The 24784-nt window shown below is 35.9% G+C and carries 16 protein-coding genes, 4 tRNA genes and 1 pseudogene; 19 read left to right on the top strand and 2 right to left on the bottom strand.

The window, feature by feature from the left end; all coding sequences use genetic code 11:
• The first annotated feature begins 48 nt into the window (after positions 1–48).
• From ATN92_RS05630 to ATN92_RS05645, 4 genes are all read left to right on the top strand, one after another.
• Positions 49–1497 (top strand): amino acid permease, encoded by a 1449-nt coding sequence (locus ATN92_RS05630; RefSeq protein WP_056953593.1) that lies wholly within the window; start codon positions 49–51, stop codon positions 1495–1497.
• A 474-nt stretch (positions 1498–1971) separates the two neighbouring features.
• Positions 1972–3261, top strand: a complete 1290-nt coding sequence (gene serS, locus ATN92_RS05635) for a serine--tRNA ligase (protein WP_056953595.1) — start codon at positions 1972–1974, stop codon at positions 3259–3261.
• A 64-nt stretch (positions 3262–3325) separates the two neighbouring features.
• Positions 3326–3398 (top strand) — tRNA-Asn (locus ATN92_RS05640).
• 94 nt (positions 3399–3492) lie between these two features.
• Positions 3493–3565, top strand: a tRNA-Thr gene (locus ATN92_RS05645).
• Positions 3566–4003: 438 nt separating this feature from the next.
• Here the strand turns inward: ATN92_RS05645 and ATN92_RS05650 are convergent.
• A pseudogene (locus ATN92_RS05650) lies at positions 4004–5823 on the bottom strand (FAD-binding protein).
• Between the two features lie 99 nt (positions 5824–5922).
• Between ATN92_RS05650 and ATN92_RS05655 the strand changes: the two are divergent.
• The 14 genes from ATN92_RS05655 (at position 5923) to ATN92_RS05715 (ending at position 22862) form a co-directional block, all read left to right on the top strand.
• Complete coding sequence (locus ATN92_RS05655) at positions 5923–6852, top strand: FAD:protein FMN transferase (protein WP_056953597.1); 930 nt, start codon at positions 5923–5925, stop codon at positions 6850–6852.
• Positions 6853–6951: 99 nt separating this feature from the next.
• Positions 6952–7560: an NADPH-dependent FMN reductase gene (locus ATN92_RS05660; RefSeq protein WP_056953599.1), complete on the top strand. Its 609-nt coding sequence runs from the start codon at positions 6952–6954 to the stop codon at positions 7558–7560.
• An 11-nt stretch (positions 7561–7571) separates the two neighbouring features.
• Positions 7572–8822, top strand: coding sequence for an NAD(P)H-dependent oxidoreductase (locus tag ATN92_RS05665; protein WP_056953601.1), 1251 nt, complete (start codon positions 7572–7574; stop codon positions 8820–8822).
• A gap of 1699 nt (positions 8823–10521) precedes the next feature.
• Positions 10522–11874 (top strand): FAD-dependent oxidoreductase, encoded by a 1353-nt coding sequence (locus tag ATN92_RS05670; RefSeq protein ID WP_056953603.1) that lies wholly within the window; start codon positions 10522–10524, stop codon positions 11872–11874.
• 74 nt (positions 11875–11948) lie between these two features.
• Positions 11949–12158 carry a hypothetical protein gene (locus tag ATN92_RS05675; protein ID WP_056953605.1) on the top strand — a complete coding sequence of 70 codons (210 nt, stop codon included), beginning with the start codon at positions 11949–11951 and terminating at the stop codon, positions 12156–12158.
• Between the two features lie 677 nt (positions 12159–12835).
• Positions 12836–15100, top strand: coding sequence for a YfhO family protein (locus ATN92_RS05680; protein WP_256970555.1), 2265 nt, complete (start codon positions 12836–12838; stop codon positions 15098–15100).
• Entirely contained in the window at positions 15090–15386 is a 297-nt protein-coding gene (locus tag ATN92_RS19025; RefSeq protein ID WP_256970556.1) for a YfhO family protein, read from the top strand. The genes ATN92_RS05680 and ATN92_RS19025 overlap by 11 nt, the downstream gene beginning before the upstream one ends.
• 97 nt (positions 15387–15483) lie before the next feature.
• Positions 15484–16992, top strand: coding sequence for a glycerol kinase GlpK (glpK, locus tag ATN92_RS05685; RefSeq protein ID WP_056953607.1), 1509 nt, complete (start codon positions 15484–15486; stop codon positions 16990–16992).
• A 40-nt stretch (positions 16993–17032) separates the two neighbouring features.
• Positions 17033–18535: a glycerol kinase GlpK gene (gene glpK / locus ATN92_RS05690; RefSeq protein ID WP_056953609.1), complete on the top strand. Its 1503-nt coding sequence runs from the start codon at positions 17033–17035 to the stop codon at positions 18533–18535.
• Between the two features lie 147 nt (positions 18536–18682).
• Complete coding sequence (locus ATN92_RS05695; RefSeq protein ID WP_056953611.1) at positions 18683–20158, top strand: peptide MFS transporter; 1476 nt, start codon at positions 18683–18685, stop codon at positions 20156–20158.
• Between the two features lie 240 nt (positions 20159–20398).
• Positions 20399–20481, top strand: a tRNA-Tyr gene (locus ATN92_RS05700).
• 5 nt (positions 20482–20486) lie between these two features.
• Positions 20487–20558 (top strand) — tRNA-Gln (locus ATN92_RS05705).
• Positions 20559–20688: 130 nt separating this feature from the next.
• Positions 20689–21390 carry a GntR family transcriptional regulator gene (locus ATN92_RS05710; protein ID WP_056953613.1) on the top strand — a complete coding sequence of 234 codons (702 nt, stop codon included), beginning with the start codon at positions 20689–20691 and terminating at the stop codon, positions 21388–21390.
• Positions 21391–21467: 77 nt separating this feature from the next.
• Positions 21468–22862: an O-antigen ligase family protein gene (locus ATN92_RS05715; RefSeq protein WP_056953615.1), complete on the top strand. Its 1395-nt coding sequence runs from the start codon at positions 21468–21470 to the stop codon at positions 22860–22862.
• A gap of 32 nt (positions 22863–22894) precedes the next feature.
• On the opposite strand, the gene ATN92_RS05720 is transcribed toward ATN92_RS05715, so the two are convergent.
• The gene (locus ATN92_RS05720) at positions 22895–23620 is read right to left on the bottom strand and encodes a WecB/TagA/CpsF family glycosyltransferase (RefSeq protein ID WP_056953618.1); all 726 of its coding nucleotides are present in this window, start codon (positions 23618–23620) and stop codon (positions 22895–22897) included.
• Between the two features lie 58 nt (positions 23621–23678).
• Between ATN92_RS05720 and ATN92_RS05725 the strand changes: the two genes are divergently transcribed.
• On the top strand, positions 23679–24755 hold the full coding sequence (locus tag ATN92_RS05725) for a glycosyltransferase (protein WP_056953620.1): 1077 nt from the start codon (positions 23679–23681) through the stop codon (positions 24753–24755).
• Positions 24756–24784 lie beyond the last annotated feature (29 nt).

Raw genomic sequence — 24784 nt, forward strand, 5'->3', positions numbered from 1 at the left:
TCTGATAATAGGGACTTTTTTTATGTCCAAATAAAAGGGGAATGAAAGATGGAAAATAATGATGTGAGTCGGTCGTTAAAGACTCGTCATCTATCAATGATTGCGTTAGGAGGTTCGATTGGAACTGGATTATTTGTTGCCAGTGGTTCTTCAATCTCAACCGCAGGACCTGGAGGAGCTCTGATAGCTTATGCGGCTATCGGTATCATGGTCTATTTCTTGATGACAAGTTTGGGAGAAATGGCAACTTATATGCCGGTCTCCGGTTCCTTTGCAACTTACGCAACTAAATTTATCGATCCAGCCTTTGGCTTTGCTTTAGGTTGGAATTATTGGTTTAACTGGGCTATTACCTTAGCGGTAGACTTATCAACTATTTCATTGGTTGTTAAGTATTGGTTCCCAAGTTGGACATCATGGAAAATAAGTTTAACTTTTATGATTGTTTTACTAGTAATTAATTTTATTTCAGTTGGATCATTTGGTGAAACTGAATATTGGTTATCATCAATTAAAGTTATTGCTGTAATCATCTTCTTGATTGTTGGTATCTTGAGTATTTTAGGTATTCTAGGCAATCAAAATTTTGTTGGTTTAACTAACTACACTTACAAGAAAGCACCATTTGTTGGTGGAATACCGGCAATTCTGAGTGTATTCGTTGTAGCTGGTTTTTCGTTCCAGGGTACCGAGTTGATCGGAATTACCGCAGGTGAATCTGCTACACCCGAGAAGAGTATACCTAAGGCTATCAAGCAAGTCTTCTGGAGAATCTTGTTATTCTACATATTGTCAATCGCCGTTATCGGTGCCTTGATTCCTTATACAAGTCCTAACTTATTAGGATCAGGAGCTGGCGATATTGCTATCAGTCCATTTACTATTGTCTTCAAAAAAGTTGGTATTCCACTAGCTGCTGGAGTAATGAATGCCGTTATTTTAACATCAGTTATTTCTGCTGCTAATTCAGGATTATATGCTGCCAGCCGTATGCTCTGGTCAATGAGTAAACAAGGCATGGCACCAAAGGCTTTCCAAAGAACCAATGGTCGAGGCGTTCCCGTATTTTCACTATTATTAACAGCTTTAGTTGGAGCCATCGCCTTGTTTACAAGTTTGTATGGTGATTCATTCTATGAATTGTTAGTTGCCGCATCAGGACTAACCGGATTCATTGCATGGTTAGGAATAGCCTTTTCACATTACCGTTTCAGAAAAGCATACTTGTATAAAGGCTATGATCTAGATGATCTTCGTTATAAAGCAAAGTGGTTCCCATTTGGACCAATTTTAGCCATTGTTTTAGGAATTATTATTATCTTAGGACAAGACGTAAGATCAATGGTAGATTTCAATATCGGAAGATTATTGATTAGTTATAGTGGATTGATTATTTTGTTCGTATGTTGGCTTTACTACAAGATTAGATATAAGACTAAGTTTTTGAAACTAGAAGATATCGATGTAAAACATGAACAAAAACACAACCGCTATTGATATTTAAGTTAGTTTAAATTATTATTAGAAATGAATATAACGCTAAGAGAGTGCCTACTCATAAACCTTTCAGAGAAGCGATGGTTGGTGAAAATCGCAAAGGCTTTTATTCCAGCATTCTGGCAACGGGTAATGCCGTTCGGGTTGATCCGATAAAGTCTGAAAGTGCAGTGTATTTGCGTACACTGAAACTGGGTGGTACCGCGAATGGTCGATTCGTCCCTTTATTGGGATGAATCGGCCTTTTTTTGTAGAGAGCGGAGCAGGGGCGTTCAGCTCCCGAGGATTAAGACTACTTATCTCAGTCGGTAGCGAAGCGCCGGCAGAGATAAGTTGACTTAACCGGAAGGAGTTGTCCCTGCGAAGCTCGTTTCCACTATAAAAAATAGAACAATGGTTATCAAAAAAAATTTCACCCCAAACCAAAAAAGAGTACAAACTCTCTCAAGCCAAAAATCAAAAAGGAGAATCTCAATGTTAGATATCAAATTGATTAGAAAAGATCCAGAATGGATCAAGAACAAGTTAGCATCACGTGGAGTAACTAGTGATGAAATTGATGAATTGCTTGGCTATGACAGCAAACGTCGTGAATTATTAGTTAAGAGTGAAACCCTTAAAGAAAAGAGAAACACTGTTTCTCAAGGTATCGCTACTAAGAAACGTAATAAAGAAGATGCCAGTGACGAAATTGCTGCTATGAAGCAAGTTGGTTCAGACATTAAGGACTTGGATGCTGAGCTTGAAGAAACAGAAGGAAAAATGAACTATATCTTAGTTCGTCTACCTAATATTCCTGATGATTCAGTTCCTGTTGGACCTGATGAAAGTACTAACGTTGAAATCCGTAAAGTCGGTGCTATTCCTAAGGAAGGTTTCAAACCTCGTCATCACTGGGATATCGGTGAAGAACTAGGAATCTTAGACTTTGAACAAGCTACTAAAGTTGCTGGTTCACGTTTTGTTTACTACATTGGCATGGGTGCTAGACTTGAACGTGCTGTTTACAACTTTATGTTGGATCAACACCAAAAGGAAGGCTATACAGAAGTTATCCCTCCATACTTGGTAAACAACGATGCCATGTTTGGTACAAGTCAATTCCCTAAGTTTACTGAAGACGTTTATACAGTTATGGTTGATGAAAACCCACTAACTTTGATTCCTACAGCTGAAGTACCTTTGACAAACTACTTTGCCGGTAAGATTTTGAATGAAAAAGACTTACCTAAGTACGTTACAGCTCTAACACCTTGTTTCCGTTCAGAAGCAGGTAGTGCTGGTCGTGATACTCGTGGTTTGATCCGTATGCACCAATTCAATAAAGTTGAAATGGTTAAGGTTACAAAACCAGAAGAATCATACAATGAACTAGAAAAATTGACAGCTAATGCTGAAAATATTTTGAAACAATTAGGACTACCATATCACGTTATCGTACTTTCAAGTGGGGATGCCAGTTTCAGTTCAGCTAAGACATACGATCTTGAAGTTTGGATGCCTGCTCAAGACAAGTATCGTGAAGTTTCAAGTTGTTCAAACTGTCTTGACTTCCAAGCTCGTCGTGCTCATATCCGTTACCGTGACGAAAATGGTAAGACAAAGTTGGCACATACTTTGAATGGTTCAGGACTTGCTGCAGGTCGTACCGTAGCTGCTATCCTTGAAAATTACCAAAATGAAGATGGATCAGTTACAATTCCTGACGTATTGGTACCATACATGGGTGGAATTACAAAAATTACTAAAGAAAATGCCAAATAAGTATTGACTCAATCCCAATAGATTGATAAGATTTAATAGTTCTGTTAAAGAGCTATTGAATTATTCCGGATTAGCTCAGTTGGTAGAGCATCTGACTGTTAATCAGGGTGTCGTCAGTTCGAGTCTGACATCCGGAGTTATAAATACTTAGGAAATCCTAGGTGTCTTCAATAGAAATACATCTAGTTCATTTGAATTAGATGTATTTTTTTTATAGGATTTCTTTTTCTTGCCGTGTTAGCTCAGTTGGTAGAGCATCGGTATCGTAAACCGGCGGTCACAGGTTCGACTCCTGCACACGGCATAATAAGAATGTCAGTTAAAAAAGAAGAGCCTTTGAATACTGTTAGATCAGCATTCAAGGCTTTTTTTTATTTGTAAAAATCCAAGAATGTCAGAGAAAATCAAATGACTTTGCACGAAAGTTTGCACGGCTGATAACTTTTTCGATTTTAAATTTGTCGTGCAAATTTTTAACAATTCATATGTATGCCTTTTCAAAGAAGATTATTTTACAAATCAAAGAATATCAAAAAAATGTTATAAATTTCCCTAAGCTATATAAATTTACTCGCATTAATTATATAATGACTGTATTAGATAATGAATTGAGAAATACCTCCCAGGGGAAACACAGACGTGTTTCTCCATTTTTTTGATAAAAAATAAACAAAAAAGCTAACCTGAAGAGGTTAGCTCATGAAATTGAAGTCGACAATTAAATCTATATTGTTGGCTTTTTTTATTCAACTTTATTTAAAGCATTTTGAACGGCTTCTTTAATGGCTTTACTTGAAGCTGAAGCACCAGAAACGGTATCGACATCGACAGAATTCTTAGCGACGATTTCTTTTGGAAGTTCTTCAACAGCTTTCAAACCGTAGTCGTCGGATTCACTTTGTTTCAAAACTTCGATATCTTGAATATTTTTGTCGTCATCAACTGTGACACGGACAACGATTTCGTTACCCATACCGGCAGTTGATTTACCGATATATTGATTATCATTTGTTTCGAAATGTTCTTCGGCAATATCGGAACCGAGTCCTTCTTCATGGATGCTGGCTGAAGTTTGAGCATCAACATTTGTGGTAGTAGCTTCAGATTTTACACTAGCAGCATTTTCACCAGCAATCTTACCAAAGATTAAATTCTCGGCTAAATGCTACCACCGTTGTATTGACGTCCCATCAAACTACCTAATTCACCGGCAGCATAAAGATGAGGGATTACTTGATCATCGTTGTCGACCACTTCGGCATGAGAGTTGTGAACTGGACCACCTTGAGTATTCAATAGACCTTGCACCATTGCTAGAGCATAATAAGGACCATCGTCAAAAGCAGTCAAGGTTTCAGGATCACGATTGAAAGCATAGTCACGTTTTTGTTCGGCAAAGTAATTGAAGTCTGTAATAGTTTTTTGCAACTTATCAACATCGACATCCAAAACTTTGGCCAAACTTTCAAGATTGTCAGCTTTAACGACAGCTTTCAAAAATTCTGGGTAAGGAGCATTTTTATCGTTAGATAATTCATCGTACTTCTTTTGATCAAAGACGACGTAGGGATGACGTTGAGCTAGAGGGATTCTCCAGTTGCCGTGGTCTTGAATGTGACCGTGTCTGTGGATTTCATTTTCATCGAAGTAACGAGTTCCATCGTCACCGACAACAATCAAGCTGCCTTGATGGAAAGCGGGCCAGTCAAATGGCAAAAATTGTGAACGTTGGCCTTTGGCAGGTTTAGGTGTCAACCCATGGAAGATACCGTATGATTCATAATTGTTCATGTTGTAAAGTTGAGCACCGACCTCGCTAGCCATTTTGACGCCAATACCTTTGTTGTAGAGAGAACCAATGGGATTCAAGCTAGTTTCGCCTAAGTAGTTTTCAATCATTTTAGGATTGTTTTCAAAACCACCAGTTGCCATTACAACACCATTATTGGCTTTAACGTTTAATAATTTACCGTCACGTTCAATTTGAACTCCGACAATTGCCTTAGTTTCTGGATTTTGAATTAAGTGCTTTGCAGGTGTTTGATAAAGGACATCAATTTTATCAGCACGGTCGAGAACTTGTTGACGTAAATTCTTCCATAAAGCTGAATCGGCCACACCTTCATGGACAGCAACTAGTTCATGGGTAGCTTGACCTCTAAATTCGGGATATTCGTGAGCCATAAAGTATAAAGCTTTGGAAACAGGTGATTCTGGATGTTGACCCATAACAAAAGGTTTTACACCCAAATATTTTTCTAGATAATCAGGAATTTTGTACAATCCCTGAATGAAAGTTTCCATTAAATCTTGATCATAAGCCAATGGGTAGGCCAAATCTTGATAATATTTTCTCAAATCATCAAGGTTGTCACCTGAAGAAATAACTTGTCCGGCGTAGCGAGTATTGCCACCTTCATGACCCTCGGGAGCTGAATCAGTAATTAAGACCTTAGCATTGTTGTCGGCCGCAAATCTTGCAGCAGTAGCACCAGCACCACCAAAGCCTAAGACGATTACATCATAAGTAGCATTCCAATTTAGTTTTGAATCCTCAAACATATCATTCACTCCATTTCCGTAAGGTGTTATGGTTAATATAACTCTAAATTGTGACATTGTGAACGTTTTATAAATCTGGAATTGAAATCGAGGATGAAAATGAGTTTAGTTAATAAGAAGTATTATGCCCTAGGAACCTTGATCAATCTGACCGTTGCGACTCCAGCCGGAGAGGAAGAGTTGGATGCAGCTTACGAGTTGATTAAAAATTTTGAAGATAAATTGACCGTCAATCGTGATCAATCTGAAGTTATGTCCATCAATTATTCAGCTGGAATCAAACCAGTAGCGGTACCAACTGACACTTACGATTTAATCAAACGTGCAGTATTAGTTAGTCGTCAGCATTTAGGTTTCAATGTTGCGATTGGACCATTGGTTAAGTTGTGGAAAATAGGTTTCAAAGGTGCTAACAAACCCAGTGATGCCGATATTAAAGAACGTTTACGTATCATTGACCCTGAAAGGATCAAATTGGACGATGAACAGCAAACTGTCTTTTTGGAAGAAAAGGGTATGGAAATTGACCTAGGTGGAATTGCTAAAGGCTATATTGCTGATAAAATCAAAGCCCTGTGGTTAAGTATGAATGTTGAAACGGGCATTATCGATTTGGGTGGTAATGTACTTTTAGTCGGTCCCAGTGTTCATGAAGATAAGATGTGGAATATCGGTGTCCAAAATCCAGTAGAAAAGCGGGATGTGTCGTTAGGTGTTTTGCATACTACGGCCAAGTCAATTGGAACGTCAGGTATTTATGAACGTAAACTAGTTATTGATGGTCATGAATATCATCATATGTTCGATTCCAAAACGGGCTATCCTATCAAAAATAATCTTGCCAGCGTGACGATTGTTAGTGATAAATCAATTGATGGAGAGATTTGGTCAACCGTTGGTTTCTATCAAGGTATCGAAAAAGGATTGACTTTGATTGAAAGCCAACCTGGTGTTGAAGCTATTTTCATCACGAAAGATTTGGAATATCAGACAACTAGTGGACTACGTGACAAGTTTTTTAAAATATAACAATTATATATCATAACAATTCCAAAATTGTGTTGATTTATATTGTGAACGAATTTACAATGAACATGTAAGATAATTATAAATAAGGTGATTGCTAATATGAATAAATTTATTGCAATAGTGGGATCTAATTCCAATAAGTCAACTAATCGTGAATTATTGAAGTACATGAAGAAACGTTTCCAATCAGCTGCCGAAATTGAGTTGGTTGAGATCAAGAATCTTCCAATTTATAAGAAGAGTGCTGACAAATATGTTCCTCAAGAAGCATTAGATATTGCTACTAAAATTGAAGCCGCTGACGGTGTGATTATTGCGACACCTGAATACGATCATTCTATTCCAGCTGCTTTATCAAGTGCACTAGCTTGGTTATCATATGGAATTCATCCATTTGTGGATAAGCCAGTTATGATTACAGGAGCTTCTTATGGATCATTAGGTTCATCACGTGCTCAAGCTCAATTGCGTCAGATTCTGGATTCACCAGAATTGAAAGCTAGAATTATGCCTAGTTCGGAGTTCCTATTGGGCCACTCATTACAAGCTTTTGATGAGAATGGTGACTTGAAGGATGAAAAGGTTATTAAGCAATTAGACGGGTTGTTCCAAGATTTCTTGGATTTCGTGAATATATCAAAACAATTAAATAATGCTAATGAAGTTAACAAACAAAAAGCCAAAGAATTTTCTTGGGATAAGGACTAGGAGAGGTAAATATGAAATTAGTAGGTATTGCAGGTTCAATCGCTGACCAATCATACAATCGCACATTATTGAATTTCATTGCAAAGCACTGTGAGGGTGTTGTTGATATTGAAGTTTTGGATATCAATCAAGTGCCAATGTTCAGTCAAGATGACGATCAAACAAATAGTTCCGTTATTCAAAAATTAAGTAACAAGGTTAAGTCAGCTGACGGCGTTATCATTGCAACTCCTGGACATAACCATACCGTTCCAGCTGCTTTGAAGAATGTTATTGAATGGTTATCATATGAGATTCATCCTTTTGATGGCAAGCCAGTCATGATCGTAGGAGCCTCATATCATACTCAAGGTTCATCACGTGCTCAATTACACTTGAGACAAATCTTAGAGGCACCAGGAGTTAATGCGGTTGTTTTGCCTGGTAATGAATTCCTATTAGGTAACGTTAAGACAGCTTTTGATGATAACGGTGAATTGAAGGATCAACGTACTGTTGACTTTCTTGATACAACTTTACAAAAATTTATTAAGTTTGCGAAGGTGATTAATATGATCGATGCTGACGACTATGAAAAAGAAGATTTATCAGCTTCAGGTAAAGTAGATACAACTGTAGAAGGTGTAGATATGGATGATCCTGATTGGATAAATAAAGCTGCTGAAAAGGTTAACGCTGTAGATGGTGATACTTATGTTAAGTTGGATAGTGGTTTGTTAACTGTTAACCAGTTGAACTACATGTTGAAGACTACACCGATTGAATTGACTTACGTAGATGAAAATAATCAATTTATCTATTACAATCGTTTCTTACCAACTGAAAAGATGTTGGCTAAGAGAACACCTGCTCAAGTCGGTGATTCATTGACTGCAGTTCACCCAGGTAAAGCGCGTGTTATTAAGCATGTTAAACAAGTTATCCACATGTTGAGAAGTGGTAAGACTGATTTAGTTTCAATGCCAGTACCTGGAGGAGATAGCGATCATCATGTTATGCATTACTACAAAGCTATGCATGATGAAGAAGGTAATTACAAAGGTGTTAATGAATGGGCTGTTGATTTGAAACCTATCGTTAATGAATACTTGAAACAAACTGGTCAAATGTTGGTTCCAGATCCAAACGCTAAGGTTGACGCTACTTCCGGAGCTTCAGAGAAATCTGAAACATCAGTGGATGCAACTGCTAGTGCTTCTAAAGAAGAAGCAGAAGAGGTCAAACCTGAAGTTGATGCAACAAGTAGTGCTTCAAAACATTAAATGAAAATAGACTTCCTTATTGGGAGTCTATTTTTTTATCTATTCAGACCAATTAAGTTTTGAACATAAAAAAAGCTCATCTGAGGGGGGATGAGCTCGTTTTTGTTGTACGAATGCACAACGACATTACCAGTAGTGTCGGGGGAAAGATATGAATGCTTTATGAGGGTTTCCAATTTCTTTTAAATATTAGATAGAGAGGGATTTGTTAATTAATTAATGAAAGCATTCAAAGTAAATTATTGTAATGGGATTTTTCTTAATTGATTGAGGGGATCAATTAAGAATTTAAATTTGTGAGTTAACGATATGAGGATGTATCGTAACTGTTTTAAGAGTTAAAGGAAGGAATCGCATCTCATATCTTTCCCCTTTCACAGTTATAAATATAGCATATATGTTTAAACATGTTGTTTCAAAATAGAACAAATTATTTATTTGTTTTTAGGATAAAATAATGAATTGATTGAGCAATAATAATTCGATATTGTGTTTTAAGGCCTTGAAATAAATTCTAGACACAAAAAAAGCTCATCTGAGGGGGATAAGCCTGTCTTTTCGTTACGATTATGTAACGACATTACCAGTAGTGTCAGGGGAAGGCATGAATGATTTCGATAAAATTTCCAAATTGAGGGATTTGGTATTAATAACGGAAAGCATTCAAACTGAATTTGTAATTGGGATAACTCGTAATAAGTAAAAATTGATTGAGGGGGCAATTTTTATTCATTAGTTCGTTTAGATTTTAGATCTCGGTATGAGGATGTGTACCGTGATCCATGTATCAAAAGTAATAAAGGAGGAATCATAATTGATTCATACCATATCCCCTTTCACAGTTATAAATATAGCACATATTTTTAAACATGATTTTTCAATTATCGTAAAAATAATTGTTTGTTTTTAATATCACAATATTTATTTATTGCAATTAGAAATATGTTAATGGATAAGATTTCATGAGGGATGGTAGTTAAATAATTTAAGTAATTAATTTAGTTTGAAATTAATAATCAATATTTATTAGAAAAGATATCTTTTTTATATTCGAATTAATAAAAAAGAACAAAAAAACAGCTCATCTGGGGGGACGGGCTTGTTTTTTGTTACACACATTGGTGTAACGGCATTACCAGTAGTGTCAGGGGAAGATATGAATGCTTGTGAGGTTTCCATATTTGTCAAATAGAGAGGGATTTGTTAATTAATTAATGAAAGCATTCAAAGTAAATTATTGTAATGGGATATTACAAACGTATCTTTTGAGTAAAAATTGATTGAGGGGGGCAATTTTTATTATTGATACGAATGAACTTTACAGGTTAACGATATGAGGATGTGTATCGCAACCTTCATTAAGAGTTAAAAAAGGAAGGAATTGCATTTTCATATCTAAACCCCTTGCACACTTATAATATACCACATGTGTTTAAACAATTAAATTCATTTTCGAAAAAAATATTTATTTGTTTTTAATATCACAAATTTAATCATTTATTAGATAATAGCGTTATCATAAGATTTTTGTTGATAAAAGATAATCCACAAATATGAAGGAAGTGAGGATTAAGAATTAAATTTATCTGCCGATATCAAGATATTATATAAGTGAAATATATTTTTTAAATATCTTGTAAACGCTTTTAATGTATTAGTGAATAAATTATAATAATAAGAAAAAGGGACGGTGTCTATTATGAAAGTAAGTATTGTAGGTTGTACACATGCAGGAACTTTTTCAGCAATGAACATTTTGAAGGAGCACCCAGACTGGGAAGTTTCCGTTTTTGAAAGAAATGATAATTTATCTTTTCTATCCTGTGGGATTGCACTGTGGGTAAGTGATCGTGTTTCAGACCCTAATAAGATGTTCTATGCCAGCCCCGAGGCATTAACTGATATGGGTGCACATATGTATATGCAACATGATGTAACTGATATTGACTTTGATAACAAGAAATTGTCAGTGAAAAGTTTGGCAAATGGTGATACTTTTAGTCAACCATATGATAAGTTAGTAATCACAACTGGCTCAGCTCCAATTATTCCACCAATTCCTGGAATTAATTCAGATCGTGTTATGTTGTGCAAGAACTGGACTAATGCCAATGAATTGAAAGAAAATGCCAAAGATATTAAGAGTGCTATTGTTATTGGTGCTGGCTATATTGGTGCAGAATTAGCTGAAGGTTATGCTACTTTAGGCAAAGAAACAACCTTGATTGATGCTTTACCTGATGTTTTGGCTAAGAACCTTGATCCGAATATGTCGGCCGTTGCTGAAAAAGATTATATCGATAATGGTGTAACTTTAGGTTTGAGTGAAAAAGTAGAGTCATTTGAAGAAACAGATCATAGTGTAATTGTTAAAACCGATAAGAATACTTACGAAGCTGACATTGCCGTTATGTGTGTTGGTTTCCGTCCTAATACAAAGATGTTCGCTGATAAATTTGAAACTCTTCCAAATGGTGCATTAGTTGTGGATAAATATATGCACACAAGCATTCCAGATGTTTATTCAGCTGGTGACGCAGCATCTGTTCATTACAATCCAACTGGTGACAACCAATATATTCCTTTAGCAACTAACTCAGTTCGTCAAGGTATTCTAGTTGGTAAGAATATTGAAAAAGATACCGCTGAATATATGGGTACACAAGCTAGTTCAGCTGTTGAATTGTTTGGCAGAACCTATGCAGCAAGTGGATTGACTAAGGTTCATGCTGATGCTTTGGGTAAGAATGTTGCTGAAGTTTCACTTGAAGACAACTATCGTCCTGAGTTTATGTTATCAACAACTCCTGTTCTAATGAACTTAGTTTGGGATCCTGAGACAAGAGTAGTTCTTGGTGGTGCTTTGACAAGTAAATATGATGTATCACAATCAGCTAACTTGCTATCACTTGCTATTCAAAAGAAAGTTACAATTGATGAACTATCAATGGTTGATTTCTTGTTCCAACCAAACTTTGATAAACCAGTTAATTACGTTAGTGCTTTAGCAGGTGCTGCTGTTGAAAAAGCTGATTCAACTGTTAATGAATAATTGAAGATTATGAGGGTGGCTTTGGGGCCGCCTTTTTTTGTATAACCTGTGTGAAATCCTTGGGGGTGATGTTGATGGAAGATGATGATTTTATCATGCGTCAGATTAAATCTTTTGCTGAGTGCTTTGGAGCTGTTCTGGGAAAAGGTAAGGCGAGAAATGAAGTAGTCTTTGAACAGCAACAGAATCAAAAAGGAAGATTTATACTGATTTGGATCAATTATTGTTGCATCGTAAATATGAAGAAGCCATTCATTATGTTTATGCACAGAAATTTGAGTTAGATATTGATAGTTATTATAGGTTGGGTATGTGGTTATATGGTAAATTGAAGAATGTTTCTGGAGTTGATGCTGGAATGGTGAAGGAATTTTTAAAACAGATTGAAAAATGTCCTAGGCAGTAAATAACCATGGTTCTATGCAGAATGGTGGAAACGAGCTTCGCAAGGGAACCCATTCCGGTTTGCTACAGTACTGAAATTGCCCGCATAGTGCGCGTGCGATTCCAGTACTTAGGCAAATCCTCGTGGGTTGGGCACCCTTGCTCCGCTCTCTAAAATTCATAAATTATTCTTATTTTGTTAAAACTCCTTTCATAAAATCACGTTACTATGTATACATAGTCAAATATGGCTATTCAAAAAACGAGGTGAATGCTTATGAAAAAACATCCGATTCTTGTTCTCACGGGTGTATCTGTCTTAGCTACTGTTTGTACTAAGATGATCAGAAGTCACAATGAAAAAAAGTTTTTAAACTAATTAAAAAGTACTAACATTCAAATCAAAAATACAACCATTCAAACAAATAACTATTTAACTGACCTGAGGTAATAATATGAAAAACGATAATAACATGGGCTTGCGTAAGCAAGCCTTTTTTGTGTTCTCGACGTTAATAATTTTACTTATTGCTTAATATCTCATATTATTTTGGTAGTTAGTAAGGAGAGTTTTGATATGGCAAAACGTCGTGTGTTTTATTATTCCGGAGCTTTTATCATTAATCTGATTATTATTTCGATTATTTTTGCCTGTACTGGTTTAGTTCCTTTTGGTAGTAATAATTTTTTGAGTAGTGACTTGGGAACTCAATATTTAACGTTCTTGACGGAGCTTAGAAGGCAACTGGTATCGGGAAATTTGCATTTATATTTGTTTAGTCAATCTTTGGGTGATAATTTTTTTCCTGTTATGAGTTACTATTTGTTATCGCCTTTTAATCTATTGTTGGTTTTCTTTAGTGCACGAAATATTCCAATTGCAGCTGATATTTTGATTATGCTCAAGATATCCACAATGGGTGTAACGATGGCGTTCTTTTTAAAAGAGTACTTTCAAGAGCGAAGCATTGTTAATTGGATGTTTACAATTGCTTATAGTTTTTGTGGTTTTGTAGCGTCATACTTCTATGATCTAATGTGGTTAGATGCTTTAATTATGTTGCCTTTGGTAGCTGTTGGTGTAATGCGTGTAATCAAGCATCATCAGTATGTGCTATATTATTTTTCTATTCTGTTTTCGATTATCTTTAATTATTATTTGGGATACATGCTCTGTATTTTTTCACTTTGTTTCTTCATCTTTATTGGATTAGAAGATAATTTATTCCATCGGCAAGATAAATGGTTGGTTATCAGACGTTACTTGATTTCTTCTGTTCTAGCAGGATTAAGTTCAGCGGTGGTTTTGTTGCCAACTTTAATAGGAATGTTAAAAACGGCTAAGACCTCATTTAATATCCTCAATTATTTGCCCTCAGCTCGTTTTGGTTTAGAAGCTTTAACTGAATTGGGTATTGGAGGTAACAGTTTTGACCAGCGTCTGGAACATGGCCCATCCGTTTTTATGACATCGACAGTTTTGATTTTATTATTAAGTTATTATCTTAGTTCACGTGTTAATAATCGTGATAAACAGAATTCAGTCTTTTTATTGGGAATTTTGCTTATCAGTATGTTTGTGACAACTTTTAATACGATGTGGCACATGTTTCAAAACCCAGCTGGTTTTCCATTTCGTAATAGTTTTATCTTTTCTTTTGCCTGTATCTTTATTGCCCGCAAGGCTTGGCAGAGTGGAGTGGTTAATGAACTAGGCGTTATAACGAAGGCTACCTGTGTCGCCGGAATATTAATTTGTTTAGGATATTTAACCGAGTGGCTCCTACCTAAGGTGATTGAACAATTAGGATTTGACAGTATCAGTTTGAAATACAGCATAGGTTACTTCTGGTTGAGTCTAGCCTGTATTATTCTTTCAGGATTATCACTTTTACTATTAAATCGTAATAAGAATTTCTTGTTGATTTTATTTTTAATGATTAGTTTTGAAGTGATTGCTAATTTTAATTCGGTGATGGCAACGGCTGACTTTGGAAATCAGGCTATTTACGAGAATGAATTTGATCGTGAGAACACCATTTTAAAAGAAGTAAAAGATCGAAGTAATTTGGGACATCGAATAATTGTTTCTAAATCAGGATTGAATAAAGCTTTTCCTGAAAAATATAATAACTATAATGATTCCATTTTGTTCAACATCAATGGCTTAAGTTTATACAGCTCGACATTGAATCAAAATACTTTGGAAATGATGAAAGACCTAGGTTATTTTAGTCTTAATGTCAGAAGGATTAGTTATTATGGTGGTACTAAATTAACTAATGCTTTGCTGGGTGTTTATTATCGAGTACGTCAATGGAGTAATCATTACTATGTAGAAGAGAACTATGATGCTCCAACTTTAGGATTTTTAACTGATAATAATATTTATGACTTTAAGATGAAAACTGGTCAGGCCTTGTCTAATCAAGAAAGATTGTGGCAGGCTCTGAATGGAAGTAGTGCCGAATACTTCAAAAATTCACTCTTAACCAGTATGCAACAAAGTACTGTCGGCAATCGTAAATTATATAATTATCAATTAACTACGAGAGCAACAGGACCGTTATATTTTTATGTAACGCCCTTTAATTATGATAAGTCGAAGATCTATGTTAATGGCAAACGCATTAAGACATCACCAATTAATGTTTATAGTGCAGCAACGTTATATTTGGGTGATTTTAAACGAAATAAAAAATTAGAAGTGAAAATTCTAACGAATAGATCTTTAGGTTTAAATCCTCGATACTTTCAATCACTGGATCAAACTAAATTTGATTTATCAGTAGATAATCTAAAAAAAACGATCTCTACATGTCAAATCAGATTTGAATCATGATACGGTTCGCGGTTCAATTAATGTGGATCAAGATTCACCGTTATTATTGAGTATTCCATATGATAATGGATGGAGTGCGTATGTTGATGGAAAAAAAGCTAAAATTAATAAGGTGGTTTCAAATTTGATGGCGATTGACCTCAAAAAGGGACACCATAACGTAATTTTAAATTATCAAGTACCTGGTCTAAAGCTAGGCTGGCTTGTTTCTGCCATTGCCGTTATACTGTTTATAAGTTTTCTTTTGGTAGTTAAATCAAAGGATAAATTACGAAATAAGTTATAACTAATTTTAGTAAAAATTATCGAAATATTTGCAAATTTCTGTAGATGTTATAAGATTCTGATATGAAACGTTTACATTAAAGGCGGGGTGAAATTTAATGTCCAATGAATATATTATGGCGATAGATGAAGGTACAACTAGTACTCGTGCTATTATTTTTGACCAAAAGGGAAATAAGATAGCTGATGCTCAACGTGAGTTCACACAGTACTTTCCTGAACCTGGTTGGGTAGAACATGATGCTAATGAGATTTGGAATGCTGTGCAGTCAACTATAGCCAATGTTTTTATTGAATCAGGTATTAAACCAGATCAAATTAAGGGTATTGGTATTACGAACCAACGTGAAACTACGGTGGTTTGGGATAAGACAACGGGTCTTCCTATTTACAATGCGATTGTTTGGCAAAGTCGTCAGACTACTGATATAGCTGAGAAGTTAGCTGGTCGTGGTTATGGTGAGATGATTCATGAAAAAACTGGTTTGCTGATTGATCCATACTTCTCTGCTACAAAAATTCGTTGGATTCTAGATCATGTTGATGGTGCCCAAAAACGTGCTGAAAATGGCGAACTTCTCTTTGGAACAATTGATAGCTGGTTACTTTGGAAGCTGTCTGGTGGAGCTGCTCATATAACTGATTATTCCAATGCCAGTCGTACAATGCTTTTCAATATTCACAGTTTGGAATGGGATAAAGATATTTTAAGAATTCTAAATATTCCACAAGCAATGCTACCAGAGGTACGACCTAATTCTGAAGTTTACGCTAAGACAAAAGATTATCATTTCTATGGTTCAGAAGTTCCTATTGCTGGTATGATTGGTGATCAACAGGCTGCCTTGTTTGGCCAAATGGCCTTTGAACCGGGGATGGTTAAAAATACTTATGGAACTGGTGCTTTTATTGTTATGAATACCGGTGAAAAGCCCCAATTATCTGATAATAATTTATTAACAACTATTGGTTATGGTATTAACAATAAGGTTTATTATGCACTTGAAGGCAGTATCTTCGTAGCTGGATCAGCTATTCAATGGTTACGGGATGCAATGAATTTAGTTGATTCTGCACCTCAATCTGAAGAAGCTGCTCTGGCTTCAATGGATCAAGATGAAGTATACGTAGTACCAGCTTTCACAGGCTTAGGTGCTCCATACTGGGATGCTGATGCCCGTGGTGCTGTCTTTGGTTTAACACGTGGAACAACTAAGAATGACTTCATTAAGGCCACTTTGCAATCATTGGCTTATCAATCACGTGATGTTTTGGACACGATGAAGAAAGATACTGGCATCGAAATTCCAACGTTGAAAGTAGATGGTGGTGCAGCAAATAATCGTTATTTGATGCAATTCCAAGCTGATATTTTGCAGACACCGGTTCAAAGAGCTAAGGATTTGGAAACTACTGCTTTGGGAGCTGCCTTTTTAGCTGGACTAGCAGTAGGCTATTGGGATAATCTAGACGATATTAAGAAACAATATGCTACTGGTGCTACGTTTGAACCTAAGATGGATCAAGAACGTGCCGATTACTTATATGAAGGTTGGCGTGAAGCAGTCAGTGCAACTAGAAAATTTAAGCATAAGACAACTAAATAAAAGGCGAAGTATCGCCTTTTTTGCTGTTTAGGAGTTAGAGATGGATAAAGATTACATTTTAGCAATTGATGAGGGAACAACAACAGCTCGAGCAATTATTTTTGACCATAACGGTCAACAAGTAGCGATGGCGAGACATCCAATTAGACAAATTTTGCCTGATCCAGGTTGGGTCGAACACGAGCCAAATGAAATATGGAATGCTGTACAAACAACTATTGCAACTGCTTTGATTGATTCAGGAATTAAACCCAAGCAAATTAAAGCGATTGGAATTGCTAGTCAAAGAGAAACAACAGTTGTTTGGGATAAAAAAACGGGACTTCCTATATATAACGCTATTGTTTGGCAGAGTCGTCAGACTTCTAAATTAGCCAATGATTTTATCAAAGCGGGTTATAAAGACGAAATCCATCAAAAAACTGGATTGATCATCAGTCCTTATTTTTCAGCGACAAAAATTCGTTGGATCTTGGACCATGTCGATGGTGCCCAAGAGCGCGCTGAAAAAGGTGAACTTTTGTTTGGAACTATTAATACTTGGTTATTATGGAAATTAACCGACGGCGAAAGTTTTATGACTGATTGCGCTAATGCTAGCCGAACAATGCTTTATAATATCAACACACTTCAGTGGGATGATGATTTGTTAAAAATCTTTAATATTCCTAAAGTGATGCTGCCTGAGGTTAAATCTAATTCAGAGGTTTTCGGAATAACGAAGAACTATCAATTCTATGGTTCAGAGATTCCTATTTCTGGAATGACGGGTTCACAACAGGCCTCGTTATTCGGTCAAATGGCTTTTGAACCAGGGATGGTAAAAAATACTTACGGTACGGGTGCCTTTGCGGTCATGAATACCGGTAATAAACCCGCTATGTCAGATAATAATTTATTGACGACAATTGCTTATGGAATAAATGGTGAAATCAATTATGCGTTGGAAGGTAGTGTGTTCGTTGCTGGAGCAGCCTTACAGTGGTTACGAGACGATATGAAGTTGATTAACTCTACACCTGCAACTTCCGATGCAGCTAAGAGTTCGACTGATAACAACGAAGTCTATGTGGTACCCGCCTTTGCTGGATTAGGTGCACCATACTGGGATAATGAAGCTCATGGAACTATCTTCGGTTTGACTAGGGGAACGACCGATAAAGATGTTATTAAAGCTACTTTGCAAGCCATTGCTTATCAAACAAAGGATATTATTGAAACAATGAGTTCTGATTCTAAGATTCCAATTGAAGTCTTAAAAGTTGATGGGGCCGCCTCTGCTAATGACTATCTCATGCAATTTCAAGCAGATATTCTGGGAATATCACTTCAAAGATCATCTGAATTGGAAACCACTTCTTTAGGTGTTGCCTTTATGGCAGGCTTGGGAGTAGGCTATTGGAAAGATTTGGATGACATCAAAAAAAATTATCAAACCGGTAAAACTTATCAACCTAAAATGTCAGAATCCGTACGTACAAATCTATATGATGGATGGAAAGATGCTGTTGAAGCAACGATGGCTTTTAAACATAATATCTAATTTAAATAAGAGCCTATCTTAAAAGACTCTTATTTTTTATTGTTGATATAAAAGGATTCTTATGAATTTTATTAAAAAAACTTTGACATGAAGTTTTTGAAAGTTTAATATTAATACATCATTGTGTAATGTGAGGAGAATTTTTTAATGGATGAGAAGAAGGACCGAGGATTTTTCGGTCAACCGACAGGTTTACGCACCTTGTTCTTAACTGAATTTTGGGAGAGATTCAGTTATTACGGTATGCGTGCCATTTTGCTTTTCTATATGTACTACGCTGTAACTAAGGGCGGTCTAGGAATGGACCGTACTACAGCCGCATCTGTTATGTCTATCTATGGTTCATTAGTTTATATGTCCAGTGTCTTAGGTGGATTTATCAGTGATAGACTTTTAGGAGCCAGAAGAACAGTCTTCTGGGGTGGTGTTGCCATTATGCTTGGTCATATTGTGCTATCACTTCCTATTGGTGAAACGGGATTGTTTACATCAATTGCTCTTATCGTTATTGGTACCGGACTTTTGAAGCCAAACGTATCCGAAATGGTTGGTGGATTATATAGTGAAGGGGATCCAAGACGTGATTCAGGATTCAGTATTTATGTCATGGGTATTAACTTAGGCTCATTATTTGCTCCACCAGCTGTAAATGCTATGAGTAATCAATTTAATTTCCATGCTGGTTTTTCACTAGCTGCTATTGGTATGTTTATTGGTTTGATTGTTTACTGGTGGGATGGTCGTAAGTATCTTCCTGAAGAAAGTTTACATGCTCCAGATCCAATCACTGACAAAGAACGTACTAAGTTCTTCCAACGTGTTGCTCTTGTAGTATTAGTATTGGCTATTATTGTAATTGTAATGATTTTTGCTCATGCCTTTACAATCGATAACATCATCACAATTATCAGTATTCTAGGTATTGCTTTACCAATTGGATACTTCATTATGATGCTTTCAAGTAAGAAAGTTACTAAGGTCGAAAGATCACGTGTACTTGCTTATATTCCTTTGTTCTTAGCTGCAGTTATCTTCTGGGCAATTGAAGAACAAGGTTCAGTTGTTTTAGCTTTATTTGCTGCTGAACAAACAAATCTTAACTTTGCAGGATTTAAGTTATCAGCCCCATTGTTCCAAATGCTTAACCCATTCTTTATTATTATCTATACACCATTCTTTGCTTGGTTATGGATCAAATTGGGCAGACGTCAACCATCATCACCATCTAAATTCTGGATGGGATTAGTTGCAACGGCTATTTCATACTTTGTCTTGATCATTCCTTTGATGGGAATTGCACCAGGGGCAAAAGTTAGTCCACTTTGGTTAGTATTAAGTTGGGGTATTATTGAAATTGGGGAAATGTTGATTTCTCCAGTTGGTTTGTCAGCTACAACTAAACTTGCTCCTAAGGCCTTCAGAGGTCAAATGATGAGTATGTGGTTCTTAGCTGATTCTGCCGGACAAGCTGCTAATGCTCAAATCGTTAAGTTATACAATCCAGGAGACCCACATAATGAAATTATGTTCTTCGGTGTAACTGGTATCGTGACACTAGTTGTAGCAGTTATCTTGATTTTATTTGTACCAAAGATCAAGAAACTTATGCAAGGTGTTAACTAAATTAAAATTAATATAAAGTCTTGACTGATTTTAAATCGGTTGAGGCTTTTTTGTTTGGTACCATTGACTACAAAATGTTGTGTTTCAGTCAAATTGGTCTTGTTGTGGAGGATGATATAGTAGGTTACAACAAAAAAACTTCATTTTTTAGATTAAATAACAATTATTTTAAAAAATCCCTTGAAATGAAGTTGTTTTTTCGTTAATATTATTAAGTCGAATGAAGACAGAGCAACTCATGGAGGGGTAGCGAAGTCTGGCTAAACGCGGCGGACTGTAAATCCGCTCCTTCGGGTTCGGTGGTTCGAATCCACTCCCCTCCATTCATTGGGTTATAGCCAAGCGGTAAGGCAATGGACTTTGACTCCATCATGCGCTGGTTCGAATCCAGCTAACCCAATTAATGAAAAAAGGCAAAATTCTGAATATGAATTTTGCCTTTTTATTTTTCTAATTTTCGACCAGTTATTAATTTTTAACCGAAATACTGTATAATTGATGGAAGTAATGCGCATAAAGGAGTGCCAAAAATGAAGGTACCAGTATATATACAAATTCACAATCAGATAAGAAAAGAAATTGAATCTGGCAAATGGAGCGTTGGGGAACGTATTCCATCTGAAAGACAGCTTTCACAAGATTTTGACGTTAGTAGAATGACATTACGACAAGCTATTCAAACGCTTGTAGATGAAGGGATTTTGCAAAGACAAGTAGGTTCAGGAACCTATGTTGCTAGTAGTAAGGTCCAAGAAAAGATGTCAGGAACAACCAGTTTTACTGAGATAACTGAGAGTCAGGGTAAGAAACCTTCAAGTAAGACTGTTTCTTACCATGTTGCTGATCCTTCAATCAGTGAAATGGAGAAATTGAAATTAAAAGATGGCAATCAGGTTTTACGAATGGAAAGAATTCGTTATGCTGATAACCAACCAATTTGTTTCGAAGTTGCTACAATTCCGGTTGATATTGTAAAATCACTTGATAAGGAAGACATAACGTCTTCTCTATACAAGGCTTTGGAAACCAAAGCAGGTCTTAAATTGGGCAACGCTACGCAAACTGTATCAGCAATCCTTGCATCTGAGAAGATAGCTAACTTTTTGAATGTTAAGCGTGGTTCTGCTATCTTACGAGTAAGACAAGTTACTACTTTGGATGATGAACGTCCATTTGAATATGTTCGTTCACAATATGCCGGAGATAGATTCGAATTTTATTTAGAGCGATAATCATTATCTTTCGCAAAAAATTTAGGGTACTATATTGTTTGATATGTTTTTAAATCTTTAACTGGGAGTCACCACATATGCAAAGTTTTATTAAAAAGTACAGTATCTTCTTGATGCTATACATTGTTTTTCAACCAGTACTAGATGCTGTTACTGGATTGATGACTCAAGCACATATGAATGTTTCGTTTGGGGTATTGATTCGTATGGCCGTTATGGCTGTTACGGTTTTCTATTTGCTGATATTTCTGATTCTAAATCGGGACAATAGGCATGGGTTCATGATGATCGGTTATTTTGTCCTATTGGCCGTTGTTTCAGCTATCAGTTTGTTTATAAATTACAAAACCAAAGTATTATTTGTCACGACTTTGGAAGTTACGACTCTAGCAAAGAGTTTGTATTATCCAATCATGTTGTTGGCTTACTTGTACGCTTTTGAAGAGTTAGCAGAGGATCGAATCATTAATCGTTTCTTTCCTAAGGTCATTTTCCTTGCTGTAAATATCATCAGTATTATTATGATCGTTGCTCACTTCACTAATTCAAGTTTCAGCTCTTACTCATACTATAAGTTAGGCGAGAGTGGCTGGTTCTTCGCTGCCAATGAATTGAGTGCAATTGTTTCAATTACATTCCCAATTATGATTTGGTATGCTTTGAAAAAAATTAATACTTGGTCACGTATTTATTATTGGATAACGATTATAGTTGCCATTTACGCAGATTTATTGATTGGAACAAAGGGTTCACTCTTAGCACTCCTATTCAGTATTTGTATGGGTATTTTAGCAACAATCGTACAATTCTTTATGTATAAAGATAGTCGTAAGTATTTCGTCGGAATTTTTGCAATGCTAGCCATCACTTTAGGTGGAATTGTTGTTGCTTATCCAGCTATGGCGGTTTCTAAGACTTCTGAATTACATACTGAAATGATCAAAGATAAGAAAGAAAAAGCTAAAACTAAAAAAGGTATCACTAAAGATCAAAAGAAATATGTTCAAACTAATAAGACAGTTTCTTATCTCTTTAGTGGTCGTACCGTTTATTTTGAAAATGCGGCACATAACTTTAGTAAAGCAACGCCAGCACAAAAGATTTTCGGAATGGGTTATGCAACTAGTTTCAAACATGAAAGAGATGCCAAGTTGGTCGAGATGGACTACGTTGATATCTTCTTCCAGTTTGGATTGATTGGTACAATAGTTTATATGGTGCCATTACTATATTGCTTGATTTATTTAATAGGAACATTCCTCAGAAAATTCAAGTATATGTGGTCTTATAAATGGGCCATGTTGGTAGCATCTGTAGCATTAGGATTCGGAATGGCTTTAATGACAGGACATGTTATTGAAGCACCATCAGTAAGTATTTACTTTGTTTCCGTTCTAGCTTATGCAATGCTTAATGCCAAGATTTTCTTAAGAACTAATGAAGATCCATATACAATCGATGTTGAATCGTAAATAAAAACAGGCTGTCAATTGACAACCTGTTTTTATTTACGATTTTTTTCTTGTTTAATTAATTTCATATATTTAGGAATAGCCAACATTCTTCCAAATCTTGTTGGTTCGGTGATCAAACGGTAGAACCATTCCAGACTGAGTTTTTGGAATACTTTAGGGGCACGTTTCTTAGTACCAGAGAAAACATCGAAACTGCCGCCGACACCGATCCAGATAGCATCTGCTTTTTGACGATACTTTTCGATGAAGTATTCTTGCTTAGGATATCCTAAGGCTACCAGAATAACATTAGGCTTCTTTTCAGCAATTTCGTCAACGATTGGAGCATCATCTTTGAAATAACCATCATGATAACCAACTAGATCAACTTGAGGATAATCTTTTTTGATTTTATCAGCAGTGGCCCTGATTACTTCTGGTTTAGCGCCTAACAAGTAAACTTTTAATTGTTTGCGGTCCGCTGTTTCAATTAAATATTTTAATGTGTCAAAACCAGTGATACGTTCATGTAGAGGAGTGCCTAGGCTTTTAGCTCCCTTGATAATGCCGATTCCATCAGGAATTACATAGTCAGCGTTATTAATGATTTTTAAAAATTTGCTGTCTTTTCTAGCTGAAAGGACAATTTCAGGATTAGCTGTTACGATAAACTTGTTTGCTTTAGTATCCAAATCGTAGTCTAAATATTTGTGAAATTGTTTTTCGGTAAAATTATCAAATTCTGTACCTAAAATATCTACTCTATTTTTGTGCATAGCATTCTCCTTTAATGTATTATTATACACGAGAAAGATTAATTTGAGAGGTGTCAAAATGCGTATTCTACATATCAATGCCGGCAACGAAGACGGCGGAGCTCGTACATACATCGTTAGTTTAATGAAAGGTCAAAAAATAATAGGTGAGGAAAGTGCCTTATTGACTTTTCAAGAAGGTCCTGTTTCCAAGATGGCTCGTGAAAATGATTTGAATGTTGCGGTTATGCCTCAGAAACAACGTTTTGACCTTTCCATTTTGAAGCCACTAGTAAAATATATCAATAATAATGGTTTTGATATTGTGCATACGCATGGACCACGTGCTAACTATATTTTTTCTTTGATTCGTAATAAAGTTCATGCTAAATGGGTGATTACAGTCCATTCTGATCCTCGTATCGACTTTTCCGGTATAAGGGGTCAAGTTATGCTTAGATTAAACTTACATGCTTTAAAACACGCAGATTTGCTATTTTACGTAAATCCTGATTTGGAAGAATACTTTGAATCTTTGAAAATAGATTCTAAAAAAACTTTTGAAGTATTCAATGCGGTTGATTTTTCTAATGCTAATCCAAAATTCAATCGTCATTCACCATTTAATATTTTAGAAGTTGCACGATTAGTTGAGGTTAAGAATCATCGATTTTTATTGAATGCCTTGAGTAAAGTTAAATTCAATTATCGTTTGACTTTAGTAGGTGATGGTCCGTTGATGGAAGAGTTAAGAAAGTTAACTGTTGATTTGGGAATCGCTGATAAAGTTGATTTTGTTGGTTTTAAAGAAAATACGGGCGATTTTTATCAAGATTGTGACGTATCGATTTTAACTTCAAAATCTGAAAGTATGCCTGCTGTTTACCTAGAATCAGCTGCCAATGGCAAACCGGTTATTGCAACAGATGTCGGTGCTACGAATAAAGTCATTAATAATGAGAATGGCTGGTTAGTTGAATCAGGTAATGAAGAACAATTAATTGAGGCTTTAAACGATGCCCACTCTTATTGGAAAGATGGCAACTTGAGTCAAAAGGGCATGGCTTTGTATCAAGAAGTAAGAGATAACTATTCAATTGAAAAATTGGCTGAGAAAGTAAATGATGGGTATGAAGCGACTTTGAAGGCCAATTAGAGTAAAATAAGACCGTGATATCAAATAAA

It is taken from the genome of Companilactobacillus bobalius (assembly GCF_009764355.1).

Excerpts from the sequence above, each read along its gene's own strand:
- glpK (WP_056953607.1), top strand. The coding sequence starts at position 15,484 with ATGTCCAATGAATATATTATGGCGATAGATGAAGGTACAACTAGTACT.
- glpK (WP_056953609.1), top strand. The coding sequence starts at position 17,033 with ATGGATAAAGATTACATTTTAGCAATTGATGAGGGAACAACAACAGCT.
- ATN92_RS05710 (WP_056953613.1), top strand. The coding sequence starts at position 20,689 with ATGAAGGTACCAGTATATATACAAATTCACAATCAGATAAGAAAAGAA.
- ATN92_RS05665 (WP_056953601.1), top strand. The coding sequence starts at position 7,572 with ATGAAATTAGTAGGTATTGCAGGTTCAATCGCTGACCAATCATACAAT.
- ATN92_RS05695 (WP_056953611.1), top strand. The coding sequence starts at position 18,683 with ATGGATGAGAAGAAGGACCGAGGATTTTTCGGTCAACCGACAGGTTTA.
- ATN92_RS05715 (WP_056953615.1), top strand. The coding sequence starts at position 21,468 with ATGCAAAGTTTTATTAAAAAGTACAGTATCTTCTTGATGCTATACATT.
- ATN92_RS05725 (WP_056953620.1), top strand. The coding sequence starts at position 23,679 with ATGCGTATTCTACATATCAATGCCGGCAACGAAGACGGCGGAGCTCGT.
- ATN92_RS05655 (WP_056953597.1), top strand. The coding sequence starts at position 5,923 with ATGAGTTTAGTTAATAAGAAGTATTATGCCCTAGGAACCTTGATCAAT.
- ATN92_RS05660 (WP_056953599.1), top strand. The coding sequence starts at position 6,952 with ATGAATAAATTTATTGCAATAGTGGGATCTAATTCCAATAAGTCAACT.
- ATN92_RS05680 (WP_256970555.1), top strand. The coding sequence starts at position 12,836 with ATGGCAAAACGTCGTGTGTTTTATTATTCCGGAGCTTTTATCATTAAT.
- ATN92_RS05720 (WP_056953618.1), bottom strand. The coding sequence starts at position 23,620 with ATGCACAAAAATAGAGTAGATATTTTAGGTACAGAATTTGATAATTTT.
- ATN92_RS05670 (WP_056953603.1), top strand. The coding sequence starts at position 10,522 with ATGAAAGTAAGTATTGTAGGTTGTACACATGCAGGAACTTTTTCAGCA.
- serS (WP_056953595.1), top strand. The coding sequence starts at position 1,972 with ATGTTAGATATCAAATTGATTAGAAAAGATCCAGAATGGATCAAGAAC.
- ATN92_RS05630 (WP_056953593.1), top strand. The coding sequence starts at position 49 with ATGGAAAATAATGATGTGAGTCGGTCGTTAAAGACTCGTCATCTATCA.
- ATN92_RS05675 (WP_056953605.1), top strand. The coding sequence starts at position 11,949 with ATGGAAGATGATGATTTTATCATGCGTCAGATTAAATCTTTTGCTGAG.